Source organism: Micromonospora ureilytica (assembly GCF_015751765.1).
GTDB classification, from domain to species: domain Bacteria; phylum Actinomycetota; class Actinomycetes; order Mycobacteriales; family Micromonosporaceae; genus Micromonospora; species Micromonospora ureilytica.
The window spans coordinates 5,111,881-5,125,477 of sequence record NZ_JADOTX010000001.1; the positions used below are offsets into that span (position 1 = coordinate 5,111,881).

Annotated in this window: 9 protein-coding genes; 6 read left to right on the forward strand and 3 right to left on the reverse strand. The window is 68.2% G+C overall.

Annotated elements, in window-relative coordinates:
- Positions 1–45: 45 nt before the first annotated feature.
- Positions 46–1,236, reverse strand: a complete 1,191-nt coding sequence (locus IW248_RS23320) for a serine hydrolase domain-containing protein (protein ID WP_196928693.1) — start codon at positions 1,234–1,236, stop codon at positions 46–48.
- 452 nt (positions 1,237–1,688) lie between these two features.
- Here IW248_RS23320 and IW248_RS23325 point away from each other — a divergent pair, with 452 nt between their 5' ends.
- On the forward strand, positions 1,689–1,979 hold the full coding sequence (locus IW248_RS23325) for a DUF7668 domain-containing protein (RefSeq protein ID WP_196928694.1): 291 nt from the start codon (positions 1,689–1,691) through the stop codon (positions 1,977–1,979).
- Positions 1,980–3,323: 1,344 nt separating this feature from the next.
- Positions 3,324–3,851 carry an AAA family ATPase gene (locus IW248_RS23330; RefSeq protein ID WP_196928695.1) on the forward strand — a complete coding sequence of 176 codons (528 nt, stop codon included), beginning with the start codon at positions 3,324–3,326 and terminating at the stop codon, positions 3,849–3,851.
- 25 nt (positions 3,852–3,876) lie between these two features.
- On the opposite strand, the gene IW248_RS23335 is transcribed toward IW248_RS23330, so the two are convergent.
- On the reverse strand, positions 3,877–5,142 hold the full coding sequence (locus IW248_RS23335; protein WP_196928696.1) for an MFS transporter: 1,266 nt from the start codon (positions 5,140–5,142) through the stop codon (positions 3,877–3,879).
- 57 nt (positions 5,143–5,199) lie between these two features.
- On the opposite strand from IW248_RS23335, the gene IW248_RS23340 reads away from it, so the two are divergent.
- A complete protein-coding gene (locus IW248_RS23340) occupies positions 5,200–6,171 on the forward strand; it encodes an ArsR/SmtB family transcription factor (RefSeq protein ID WP_196928697.1) in 972 nt (323 codons plus the stop codon).
- Positions 6,172–6,765: 594 nt separating this feature from the next.
- Positions 6,766–7,569, forward strand: coding sequence for an HAD family hydrolase (locus tag IW248_RS23345; protein ID WP_124822520.1), 804 nt, complete (start codon positions 6,766–6,768; stop codon positions 7,567–7,569).
- An 18-nt stretch (positions 7,570–7,587) separates the two neighbouring features.
- On the opposite strand, the gene IW248_RS23350 is transcribed toward IW248_RS23345, so the two are convergent.
- A complete protein-coding gene (locus tag IW248_RS23350) occupies positions 7,588–8,334 on the reverse strand; it encodes a Fic family protein (protein WP_124822519.1) in 747 nt (248 codons plus the stop codon).
- A 219-nt stretch (positions 8,335–8,553) separates the two neighbouring features.
- On the opposite strand from IW248_RS23350, the gene acs reads away from it, so the two are divergent.
- Both acs and IW248_RS23360 read left to right on the forward strand, forming a co-directional pair.
- Entirely contained in the window at positions 8,554–10,518 is a 1,965-nt protein-coding gene (gene acs, locus IW248_RS23355) for an acetate--CoA ligase (protein ID WP_124822518.1), read from the forward strand.
- A 267-nt stretch (positions 10,519–10,785) separates the two neighbouring features.
- On the forward strand, positions 10,786–13,581 hold the full coding sequence (locus tag IW248_RS23360; protein ID WP_231396409.1) for an immune inhibitor A domain-containing protein: 2,796 nt from the start codon (positions 10,786–10,788) through the stop codon (positions 13,579–13,581).
- Positions 13,582–13,597: the final 16 nt, after the last annotated feature.

The following is a 13,597-nucleotide window of genomic DNA, read 5'->3' on the forward strand; positions in this document are numbered from 1 at the left end:
CGCGGCCGAGGGCGGGTGCCGCCCACCGGGAAACGAACGCTGCGGTCAGTCGTCGATTGCCTGGTAGACGGTGGTCCAGAAGTCGTGCCACATCGGCAGCCGCTGGTCACCAGCGTGCGCCCGCTGCATGAACACGAGCGTCGTCAGGTCCTCGGCGGGATCGTTGTACCAGGCGGTGCCATAGAAACCGGGCCATCCGTAACTGCCGACCGAGGGCCCGAGGTGCGTACGCCGGGTCCGGACCGACATTCCGAAACCCCAGCCGATGGCGTCGAAGTAGCCGGGCCAGAACCCGGAGATGGCCTTCTGCGTCGGGGTCAGGTGGTCGCTCGTCATCAGCGTCACCGCCGTCCGCGACAGCACCCGCTCGCCGCCGTGGGAACCGCCAGCGAGCAGAGCCGACGCGAAGGCGAGGTAGTCCTGGGCGGTCGACACCAGCCCACCGCCACCGGACTCGAACAGCCGCGGTCGACTGAACCGCCCGTCGGGAGCGTCTTCGACGGGCGGCTCGCCGGTCGCGGCGTTGTCCTGCTCGTACGCCGTCGCGAACCGGCCGATGCTCTCGCTACCCACGCTGAAGCCGGTGTCGGCCATTCCCAGCGGCATGCACACCCGCTCACGCACGGCATCGCCGAAGGACATGCCGGTGGCTCGGGAGATCAGCACACCTGTCACGTTGGCGGCGGTGTCGTACATCCAGCGCTCACCCGGCTGGTGGACGAGCGGAAGGTCACCGAGCTGGCGGATCCACTCATCCTGCGACGGATATTCGAGTGCGTTCAGCGCGTCGGCGATCGGGACCGTTCCCGGCTCGGCCGGGACCATGCCGGTGCCGAGGGTGCCGTCCAGGACGTCCCGCAGCGTTATCGGGCGTTCCGCCGGGACGGTGTCGTCCAGTGGGCCCTGGGGATCGGCGAGCACTGTCATGCCCGCCAACTCCGGGAGGAGATCGTCGACCGGGTCGTCGAGGCGGAGAGTGCAGTCCTCGACGAGGGTCATCGCACACGCGGCGACGATCGGCTTCGACATCGAGCCCAGGCGACAGATCGTGTCGACCGCCATCGGCGTCTGCGACCCGGGGCCTTCGAACGCGAGATAACCCGTTGCCTCGATGTGCACCTCGCCGTGCCGGGCGAGGACGACCACCATGCCTGGGACGAGGCTCGACTCGACGTGGCGCTCAAGCAACCCTTGCAGCCGAGCCAGCCGTTTCGACGAGAAGCCACCAGCAGCCACCTGTTTCCCCCTCAACTCGTCCCGTTCGGCAAATTACACGGCAGGCGGTGATCGCACGGTCCACGACGAGGTGGGGAGGGAAGCCCGTCCGAGCAGCACCGCTCAGCACATGCGCTTCCCGCGCTGGGGCGTTTCCGTGGGGGAAAGGGACGACCCCCGTCGGGGGGAAAGTGACCTGACGTAGCAGCGAGTGTGATCAAGTGCCGTACCGCGTGGTCAGACGTACCGGTAGTGCTGTCGAGCATGATCGGGAATCGCCACGCGGTACGGCGTCCGCTGACGATCCGCTGACTTTGGAATGGCGCGCTGCGGGCGCCCGAGGACGGCCGGAGGCCGCCCGCAGGGCAGTCCGCGAGCGAGCATCAGCCCGACCTCTGCCTTGCAAAAATCATGCGGCATGTCGGCGGGCGTCGACTGCTGCTGCTGAACTGCTCGGGCCCGTCATCGAGCAGGTGGTCGAACGGATTGCCGCCGGCGATTTCGCCGGCCTAGCGCGGGACTACTCGCGGTCGGGCCAAGACCTGGGCCTGTGGGCCCGCGAGCACCCCGCGACGTTCATCCCAATGCCGCCTGAGGCGTGGCACCACGTCGACGCCTACTTCCTTGCTGACCACGGCGTTTGGAAGGTCGATGTCGACCTGTGGTCTCAGGAGGAAGGGCGGAGCGACATGACCTTGCAGGTGAAGGTCTGGGAAGAGGCCGACGCGATCAAGCTGGCCATTGATGACCTGCACACTCTCTAGCAACGGCCACCCTCACCGCACCGCCAGTTAGGAAGGACGAAGATCATGGCCGACAAGGACCTGGTGGGCCAGATCAATGCGCGAAGTGCTTGACCGTTCGTGCCCCCTGGTGACCGGCGGGGGTACCGGCTACTGGCACGTTGATTGCACGGCGCATCGGATGAATCCCGCCTTCCGCTACGGTGACGCTTCACGGATCGCGCCCTTACCGTCGTAGGCCTCGCCGTTCAGGGGGTAACGCGCATGCGAAGGACTAGCCGCATGGTGTGGTGGCCGCTCAGCATCTGCCTGATGGTGACGCCGGCTGCCTGTACGTCCTCAAAAGGGTCCAGCCAGGGTGAGGCCCGATCACCGGCACCAACTGCATCTCTGAGGGCTGACCCCAGCGCGTCCCCGTCAACCGACGGGAGCGCTAGGCAGGAGTCATGCACTGTCTCGGGCTTTCCGCTACAGGAACCGCCGACAGATTATCGGCTCGTGGGAGAGGACGTTGCGGTACCTGACCGGACGGTGCTTCAAGCAGAGGAATCGGGGGAAGCGGATCCGGCAGCCCGGCTGTTCGCCAAATGGGGATTGGTCGTACGCGGCGGCGCAGTGGTTGATCTTCGGGTGGCACCTGGCTGGGAGGACAGGGCACGTCTCGGATGGGGCTCTTCAGTGGTGCCAGCCGTGAGCGCCCATGTGCGTGCCTGCACACCTGTCGATGACCAACCTCAGTGGCTGGCCTTTGTCGGCGGCACGTGGGTTGCGCGGGCAACCTGCCTACCGCTGACAATTCGGTCGCGGGGGCAGACGGCACAAGTGCAGCTGGGTATCGGTGTCCCATGCGACGGGACTGACACGCCGAGTTCCTAGTACTCCAACTGTGGACTATCGGGGAAATTACTGATGGCCGCCCCCAATCGCACGGCGGGCCTCAGAGCCATCTCCGCCGTGAGTCTCACGCACCGTGGAGTGGGCCAGGGTCTGCTCGGCTCTGCCTGGGACTCATGGTGGAGATGGCGACCCGCGCAACCACCGACTACCGCACCGTCCGGACGGGCATCCCCCATCTCTGTCGTAGATCCCTGCCCGGAGGGCAAACAGCTTCTGCCGTCCGCCAACGCGGCCGGCCGGGCCGGCCGATGCCGGCCGGAGGTCGCCAGCAGGCCGGGGCCGGGCCGGCGCGGCCCGCTTTGATCCTAAAGAGAGCATTTCGGCAGTGGGGCTTGACGGATCACAAAGCTTGACGGATCACAGGCGTGAGTAATTCATTCACGCGCTGCCTCTTTGCTGCCTCGCTGCCTGAGGCTCGCTTACAGGTCCTGTGCAAATCGTCCGGTTGCCCACGCGTTAATGTGCTCCGTGATCGTATGGCTCAACGGCACTCACGGCGCGGGCAAGACGACGACCAGCGCACTCGTGCAACAACTGATCCCGGATTCCCGGGTGTTCGACGCCGAGAAAGTCGGCGAAACACTCATGGACATCACGCCGGGGCTGCCCGAGACGGACAACTTCCAGCACTGGCCACCGTGGCGACAGCTCGTCGTCGAGACCGCCCGCCGCGTACTCGACTACACCGGCGGCACTTTGGTAATACCCATGACCGTCCTGGTCGAGCAGTATTGGCGCGAAATCAGTACGGGCCTAGCCCAACACGCCATCCCGGTAAGGCACTTCGTCCTCCACGCTGATCAAGACACCCTTCGCTGGCGGATCGAGGGAGAACACCCCGTTCCGTCGCCGTTTCGTCTCAAGTACCTCGAGCCCTACGCCGAGGCGGCCCGCACGTGGCTGCATGCCGAGGCCGAGGTCGTCGACACCACGCACCTGACTCCCGCCCAAGCCGCCATGCAGATCGTCCTACGAGCTACCGGGGGAAGCCCATGAGACCCAACTTCGCCGGCACGCTCTCTCAGCCAGACAACAGCGACCCGTCCACCTGTCGTCGGACCAGCGCCATCGTCAATGATCCCGCGAGCAGGAAGAGCACGCCGAGAAGAATCCAACCGGGCCAGCCGTGCTCAAGCGCGGTCGCCGTCACGACCAGCGGCGCGAGCATCGAGCCCAGTGCCGCTCCGGTCTGGCTGACACCCTGGTACGCGCCGACGTTGGCGGGGTCGGCAAGCTCGAAGGCGAGCGTCCAACTGCCTGCCTCGGACAGGATCTCGGCGAGGCTGTGTGCCACGGTCGCGAGCGTCAGCATCACCACGACGACAGTGATCGTGCCGTGGGCGGACAGGGCGTACAGCCCACAGGCCAGCGCGAGCAAGGTACCGGCCCCGGCGACCGCGCGGCCGGCCGAGCGGATGGTTTTCGCTCCGCGTGCCGCCCAGACCTGAAGCAGGGACACTATGACGGTGTTCAATGCCAGCAGCGCCGCGATGGTCGCCGGGGGTGCCTTCGTCGAGCCGGCGACCCAGAGTGGTACCCCCACCGTGAGCATGCCAACTTGCATGCTCATGACGGCGTAGAGGCCGGTGATGGCCAGATAGGTCCGGTCGCGCAGTGGTGATTGGCGTACGCCGGCCGTCCGAGACCCGTCGGTCGCGATGAGCTCGGCGCCGCGGTCCATCCGGCGCAGCAAGAATGCGGAGACGAACAACAGTGCTCCGGTGGTGAACATCGCCAGCAGATATGCCAGTTTCGTGTCGAGCACGAGGGCGACGGCTGCCAGCGCGGTTCCCACGCCGATGAAGGCGTTGGTGACCACCCGTAGGCGGGCACGCATCTCCACGCGGTCCGGCCCGGTGAACGACTCGGCGATCATCGTCGTCAGGGCGGTGCGCTGCATGGCCTGTTGTCCGACGGCGGCACAGGCGACGACAACGAACGCGGCCGGGGTGTGGACCAGGAGGTAGGCCATCAGCGCCAGGCCCTGGCCGGCGGTCGTGGCGAGCAGCACCCGGCGCGCGCCGACGACACGGGCCAGGTAGCCCGCAGCCAACGCAGCGGCGACGGCGACCGCCCCGGCGATCGTCAACCCGAGCCCGACCGTGGTCGCGGCGAAGCCGGCGACGTGTGTGAAGAACAGCACGCTGACGCTGAAGAAGACTCCCTTGGAAAGCGAGCTGGCCATGGTGGCCCAGGTCAGCACGCGGGCGACGGGATCGTCCGGACGCAGGTACCGCCGAACCCAGCCGGCCGCCGGCGACCTGTGGCGGTCTGTCACAAGAAGCATGCCGTCAGTTATCGCAGCGTGCCGGACGGCCAGGCCAACGATGTAGCCTTTTGCTTCATGGTCCGGTACGAGCTGCTCGGCATGGATGTCGCCGATCTCCGATTCGCGGTGTCCCCGCTCAACGAGGCGGTGCTGTCCCTGCGGGCTTGGCGCGATCCAGGACGATATCCGCTTCAGTTGCGCTGGCTACGCACGCTCGAAGCCGTTCGCGGCAGCCTTGACGAGGCCATGCTGCTCGCATTGACGGACGTACGGCTGTGGACACCGGATTTTCTCAACCCGCGTCCGCACTCACCGCTGACCCGCTTCGACGACGAACTCGCGAGACTGGCCAGTACCGACCCGGCGGTCATCGAACGAGACCTGCGAGCGGTGCACGGTGCGACGCCACTTCCCGAACCACTACAGGGTTCCGCCGCAGAGGTGCTCAATCGGATCATCGACGCGCTCGCCGCGTACTGGCGGTTCTGCTTCGAGCCGCACTGGCCACGGATGCGGGCGATCCTCGAAGGCGACGTCACGTTCCGAGGACGACAAATCGCCCAGCGGGGTCTCGCCACGATGCTCAGCGGATTGTCGGACACGGTGCGGCTCGTCGGAAACGTGGTCGAGGTACGGCTGCGCTCGAAGCTCGACTACGCGCGACCGGCCAATGGCGGGCTGACCCTGGTGCCGAGCCTGTGGACCACCAACGCCTCGACACCCATCTCGGCCGACGAGCCACCGATGATCCTCTATTCCGCGCGTGGCGCGGCGACCCTGTGGGAGCCGCAGGCCCTGCCCGCACCAGACGGTCTCGCGGGACTTTTGGGCACCACTCGGGCCGGTCTGCTCAGCCATCTCGACACGCCCGCCTCCTCCACCGAATTGGCCGCCCGCCTCGGCGTCACCCCGACCGCGGTCAATCAGCACCTTCGAGCATTGCGTGCGGGCGGACTGCTGGTCGGCACCCGACACGGCCGATCGGTGCTCTACCGCCGCTCCGACCTCGGCGACATGTTGGTTACCTCGGCCGCTCCGCATTCGTGAGGCCCGCACACGCCGGATGGCCGAGAACTACTGCCGAGCCGCAGGAGGAGCCCAGCCCGTGAGCAACCTTCATGCCGCAGAAAAGGTGCGCCGTCAGCTCAGCCAGTTGATCAGCAGCCCATCGGCGCAGCCGTCTCCTCAAGCAATTTGGAGGCGTTCAACGGCTCTGCTGCCTCACTGCTGCCTCCGGCCGTAGAAACGCCGTCCCTGAACGGTCTGGACGGGCCCGGAGGACGACTTGTGAGCTGTGGTGGAGCGTTTCCGGCAGAAAGGGACGACCCCCGTCGGGGGGAGACGGGGGTCGTCTTAGGTTCGGCTCCGGGGGGGTCGAGCCGAACCACTCAGCGGTCACGGGGGGTGCAACCGCTGAGGGTCTGCCTGTTTCGAGGATGTGAAAGCTCGTCGTACGGACAAGTCTGCCTGAGCGGGCCCGTCACGTCGAGTGGTGCCGCCTCCACTCACTGCGAAAATCTCCTCGCAGAGTGTGAGCGTGATCACGCGGAGCGGAGATGGTGCTGCCAGCCCGCAGGTCTGAGGGGTGGCATGACCCCGGGCACCCGCCGACGATAGACCATCCGGCTAGACTTTCGCGCCGTGGGCCGAAGTGCCGCTTTCTTCGATCTGGACAAGACCGTCATCGCCAAGTCGAGCGCCCTGGCGTTCGGCCGTCCGTTCTACCGGGATGGGCTGATCACCCGGCGTGACGTGGTCAAGTCGGCGTACGCGCAGCTGATGTTCCGGCTGGGCGGCACCGACGAGCAGACCATGGCCCGAACACGGGACTACCTGGCTGCGCTCTGCAAGGGCTGGCCGGTGGAGCAGGTCCGCCAGATCGTCGCGGAGACGCTGCACGAGCTGATCAACCCCTATGTGTACGCCGAGGCTGCCGCCCTGATCGAGGAGCACCAGGCGGCTGGGCGGGACGTGGTGCTGGTGTCGGCGTCCGGTGAGGAGATGGTCCGGCCGATCGGCGAGCTGCTCGGGGTGACCGACGTGATCGCCACCCGGATGACGGTGCGGGACGGCAGGTACAGCGGCGAGGTCGAGTTCTACGCGGCCGGTCCGAGCAAGGTCGAGGCGGTCAGCGAGTTGGCCGCCGCCCGGGACTACGACCTGGCTGATTCGTACGCCTACTCCGACTCGTACAGCGATCGCCCGCTCTTGGAGTGCGTCGGTCATCCGAGCGTGGTCAACCCGGACCGGCAGTTGCGCAAGTTGGCCTCGGAGAACGCGTGGCCGGTGCTGGAGTTCCGGCACCCGATCCCGCTGGGCAGGCGCCTGCGGGAACGGCCCGCGGTCCCGGTGGCCGCGGCGGCCCTGGGGGTCGGGGTGGGCGTGGCCATCGGCATCGCCTGGTACGGCCGGCACCGTCGCACCCGAGCCGCCACCACTGCCTGACTCCACCCGACAAGCCGCTCAGGCGGCGGCGAGGATCTCGTCGCCGATGGCGGTGAGTTGGTCGGTGCCGACCTCGACGGCGGCCATGTAGTGGCGTAGCCAGGAGCGCAGCCCGTCGGGGGTGCCGGTGGCGAAGGCACCGGCCGAGCCGACGTACTCGGGCTCCCGCTCGCGGTGCCCCACGTCGACGGGGAGCAGGCCGCGCGGGTCGAGGCCACTGGCGAGCAGCACCAGCCGGGCGGCCCCCCGGGCCACCACGCCGGACGGCCCGGCGAACGGGCGCAGGTTCAGCAATTCCCCGTGTACGACAGCGGCGAGCACCAACGGTGAGACCTTCGTGCCGCCGGCTACGAGGGCGGCCAGCCCGTCCAGCCGGGTGGCGACCACGGGGTCGGCCACCGGGCGGCCCAGCTCGGCTTCCGACACCAGGTCCCGTGCGGCGAGTACGTGCAGCTTCGCGAGCGCCTGACGGGGCGCCTTCGGCCACAGCTCGCTCAGGCCCGGCAGCGCTCCGGCGACCCGCAGGGCCCCCTGGAGCACCGGGTCGGTGACGGTGCCGGCCCGGACCGCCTCGCGCTCGTGCCCGGCCCCCTCAAGAGCCGCGCTGGCCACCGCGGAGCGCAGGCTGACCTCGGCGGCGACCTGCCCACCGTGCCGGCGCAGCGCCCGGTGCCCGAGCGCCTGGTCGAACCGCTCACGGGCCTGGTCGACGGCGGCGGCGATGTCGGCGAGCGCGAGCAGCGGGGCGAGCGGGTCGGTGGTCACCCCGCCACGCTAACGACCCGACCCGAGGCGGCGGGCCGCACCCGCCCGCAACGCGACCGGGACCACCCGACCCGGGGGCGTACCGACGGGGACGGGCCGTCGGGCGCGCGGCGGGGGCCACTCGGCGCGACGGACCGGGCAGCCGTGGCCGGTGACAGGCCCCGCGACTACCCTCGTGCCATCGAGACCCAGGTCACCCCGAGGATGAGGAGTCACGGCATGAGCGAGGCATTGGCCAATCTGCTGAACGAGACGCGCCAGTTCCCCCCGCCGGCCGAACTCGCCGCGCACGCCAACGTCACAGTCGACGCGTACGCCGAGGCTGAGGCCGACCGGCTGGCCTTCTGGGCGAAGCAGGCCGACCGGCTGGCCTGGTCGAAGAAGTGGGATGAGGTGCTCGACTGGTCGAACCCGCCGTTCGCGAAGTGGTTCGTGGGTGGGCAGCTCAACGTCGCGTACAACTGCCTGGACCGGCACGTCGAGGCGGGCCGGGGCGACAAGGTGGCGATCCACTGGGAGGGCGAGCCGGGCGACACGCGCACCATCACGTACGCGGAGCTGCACGCGCTGACCTGCCGGGCGGCGAACGCGCTCACCGACCTGGGGGTGACCGCCGGCGACCGGGTGGCGATCTACCTGCCGATGATCCCCGAGGCGGCCGTCGCGATGTTGGCGTGCGCCCGGATCGGCGCCGCGCACAGTGTGGTCTTCGGCGGCTTCTCGGCGGACTCGTTGAGCAACCGGATCCAGGACGCCAGCGCCAAGGTGGTGATCACCGCGGATGGTGGTTACCGGCGGGGCAAGCCGTCGGCGTTGAAGCCCACTGTGGACGAGGCGGTGGCGAGTTCTCCGTCGGTGGAGCACGTGCTCGTGGTTCGCCGCACCGGCGAGGACGTGGCGTGGTCGGAGAAGGACCACTGGTGGCACGAGACGGTGGAGACCGCCTCGGCCGAGCACACCGCGGAGCCGTTCGACGCCGAGCACCCGCTGTTCATCCTGTACACCAGCGGCACCACGGCCCGCCCGAAGGGCATCCTGCACACGACCGGCGGCTACCTCACCCAGGCGTCGTACACGACGCACGCGGTGTTCGACCTGAAGCCGGAGACGGACGTCTACTGGTGCACTGCCGACATCGGCTGGGTCACCGGGCACTCCTACATCGTGTACGGCCCGCTCTCCAACGGCGCCACCCAGGTGATGTACGAGGGCACCCCGGACACGCCGCACAAGGGCCGGTTCTGGGAGATCATCGACAAGTACGGGGTGAGCATCCTGTACACCGCTCCCACCCTGATCCGGACGATGATGAAGTGGGGCGACGACATCCCGGCCGGCTTCGACCTGTCCTCGCTGCGTGTGCTGGGCAGCGTCGGCGAGCCGATCAACCCGGAGGCGTGGATGTGGTATCGGGAGCACATCGGCCGGGGTGAGCTGCCGGTCGTGGACACCTGGTGGCAGACCGAGACGGGCGCCATCATGATCTCGCCGTTGCCGGGGGTGACCGCCGCCAAGCCGGGTTCGGCGATGACGCCGCTGCCGGGCATCGTGGCCGACGTGGTGGACGACCAGGGTCAGTCGGTGCCGAACGGTGGTGGCGGCTACCTGGTGCTGCGTGAGCCGTGGCCGTCGATGCTGCGCACCATCTGGGGTGACGACGACCGGTTCATCGACACGTACTGGTCGCGGTTCCAGGGCATGTACTTCGCCGGCGACGGTGCGAAGAAGGACGACGACGGGCACATCTGGCTGCTCGGCCGGGTGGACGACGTGATGTTGGTGTCCGGGCACAACATCTCGACGACCGAGGTGGAGTCGGCGTTGGTGTCGCACCCGTCGGTGGCCGAGGCGGCTGTCGTCGGCGCGACCGACCCGACCACCGGTCAGGCGATCGTCGCGTTCGCCATTCCGCGCGGCACCACGGACATCGTCGGCGAGGCGGGCGAGCAGCTCATCGCCGACCTGCGCAACCACGTGTCGAAGACGCTCGGCCCGATCGCCAAGCCGCGGCAGATCATGCTGGTGGCGGAGCTGCCGAAGACCCGCTCCGGCAAGATCATGCGCCGGTTGCTGCGGGACGTGGCGGAGAACCGGTCGCTGGGCGACGTGACCACGTTGCAGGACTCCTCGGTGATGGACCTGATCTCCTCGGGGATGAGCGGCACGAAGTCCGACGAGGACTGACGGTAGGCGTACTCATTGGAGGGTGGCGGTCCGTGCGGACCGCCACCCTCCGTCATGTCTTACGGGTACGGTCCGCGCCGCCTCGCCGCTGTCACATCGGTCGGTCGGGGGAGTCGGGAGAAGCTGAACGGGCACAGGCGTAGATCACCTCTGTCCTTTCGGCGGGTTGTGCTTTAGGTTCACGCAGGTTGGAAGAGTTCGACACACATCGCTTCGATGGTCGGCCACGCCAACGTCCTCCTCCCCATGCCCGAGAAACGGAGCGGCATGAACCACAAACCGCAGTCCAGGGCGCGGCGACGACTACTCGTCGCGCTGCCCGTCATCGCCCTCGCGGCCACGTCACTGACCGTGAGTGGCAGCGCGGCTGCCCAGACACCGTCCGGCACCCCCCAGGCGGTAATCGGTGCCGACGAGCACTACATCAACTACGCCGAGCCCGAGGTGCAGCCGGACACCACCGGCCGTGAGGTGAAGGGCAAGGGTGGCATCTACACCCCTGCCGCGGAGTCCGCGCGTGCGTTCGACCAGAAGCACGCCCGGGGCAACCCGGTGACCGCACGGCAGCTGGCCAAGGACGAGGCCAAGTCGCTGAAGACCGGTCAGAACCCCCGCAAGTTCAAGAAGGCCCCGACCACCCAGACGGCGAAGCTGCTGACGCTGCTGGTGGAGTTCAACGACAAGGCCAACGACGACTTCACCGGTGTGATGGTCCCCAAGACGGTGTTCGAGGACCGCACCTGCGTCCCCGGCACGGTCCAGAACGGCCCGAAGCACAACAAGATCCCGGACCCGGCGCGCCTGCCCCACGAGGACAACAACTCGATGTGGGTGCCGAACTTCTCGCCGCAGCACTACAACAAGATGCTCTACAGCAAGAAGGGCATCACCGAGCGGGTCCGCACGGACCTGAAGGGCCCGGACGGCAAGAAGGGCATCGACCTGTCCGGCCGCACCATGCACAACATGTACCTGGAGATGTCCAAGAACGCGTACACGGTCGACGGGCAGGCCAGCCCATGGATCACCGTGCCGCACTCGGAGGGCTGGTACGCCGCCAACCGCTGCTTCCAGGACGAGACCGGCGCCTGGGTCCCCGGCCGTGAGCAGTCGATGAACGGCCACCCGGACAACCCGGCCGGCGCGGGCCGTCTGGCGACCGACGCGATCGACGCGCTCGTCGCCAAGGACCCGGCCTTCCCGTGGGCCGACTACGACATCGAGGACCAGGCCGACCGCGACGGTGACGGCAACGTCTTCGAGCCGGACGGCGTGATCGACCACCTCGTGCTGGTGCACGCCGGTCAGGGCAAGTCCCGCGGCGGCGGCGCCGAGGGTGTGTACGCCGTCTGGGCGCACTCCTCCACGGTCGCCGGTGGCTACACCATCCCGGGCACCAACCTCAAGGCGTCGAACTACATCGTGCAGCCGGAGGACGCCGGCGTCGGCGTCTTCGCCCACGAGTTCGGCCACGACCTGGGCCTGCCGGACCTCTACGACACGTCCGGCAACGCCGACTCCGACGTGGACTTCTGGGACCTGATGGCCTCGGGCTCGCACTCGGGCGAGATCTTCCAGGCGCTGCCGACGCACATGGGCATCTGGGACAAGTGGGTGCTCGGTTGGGCCGACCCGCTGACCATCCGCCCCGGGTCGAACCCGCGTGAGGTGAAGCTCGGCCAGACGTCACGCACCCCGATCGACTCCGAGGACGGCATCAAGGTCGACCTGCCGGACAAGGTGACGACGCTGGCCACCCCGCACAGCGGCACCAAGATGTGGCACAGCAACAACGACCAGGAGTGGGCCGACGTCAAGCTGAGCCGCTCGGTCGACGTGCCGGCCGCTGCCGACTCGAAGTTCTGGATGTGGAACAACTACATCATCGAGGAGGACTGGGACTACGGCTTCGTCGAGCTCTCGACCGACGGCGGTACGACCTGGACCGAGCAGAAGGTGTACGACGAGACCGGCAAGGTGGTCACCACGCCGGACGGCTACGCCGACCCGAACGGCCGGATGAACGACTTCGGCGGCAAGAAGTACGGCCTGACCGGCAGCACCGACGGCTGGCGGCACGACTACGTCGACCTGTCGGCGCACGCCGGCACGACGGTGCAGCTGCGACTGCGCCAGGCCACCGACGAGGCGTTCGAGGAGCGCAACTGGTTCGTCGACGACTTCTCGGTCACCGGCGGCGGCGCCACCACCTGGAGCGATGACGTCGAGGGCGGCGCGAACGGCTGGACGGCCACCGGCGGCACCTTCGTCGACACCACCGGCGGCGGCTGGAAGGTCTCCAGCGGCACCGAGGTGCACGCCCAGTTCTACCTGGCGGAGTGGCGCAACTTCGACGGCTTCGACAAGGGCCTGAAGTACGCCTACGACACCATCTACTCGCACGAGGCGTGGAAGGTCGACCGGATCTCCTACAACGCTCCGGGCATGCTGGTCTGGTACCGGGACACCGCGCTCGGCGACGTCAACCACGTCACCGGGCAGATGACCGCGCTGCCCAGCTACGGCGCGAAGGGCGGGCTGCTCATCGTCGACTCGCACTTCGACCCGTTGCGGCGTACGGGCGAGGCGGCCGTGAAGGACCCGTCGGTGACGGACAACCTGCCGAGCCGCCCGCAGTCGTCGAACGCGGCCTTCACGCTGAACCGGACGTACCCGTTCACCGAGTGCCTGGAGGCGGCGGACGAGCCGTACAGCGCGTACTGCACGAAGTTCAAGGGACAGGCGCCGGTGAAGGCGTTCACCGACGCCAAGGGCTATTACCCGGGCATCGAGATGCGCGATGGCGCTGCCTACGCCCGGGACAACGACGCGTCGGTGGTCCTGCCGTCGCGCGACAACGCGCCGTACACCACCCGGGTCACCAACCCGGACGGCAGCCCCGCGCCGGAGTTCTACGGCGTGACCCTGGGCGGTGGCGCGATCGTGCTGGGCACCGGTAACCCCGGCGACCAGGGCGTGAACTACGGCGTCTCGCTCACCATCAAGAAGGCGGCCGGGGACAACTCGTCCGCCACGATCTACGTGACGCCGGCGAAGAAGTAACGGTTTCACGGATCAG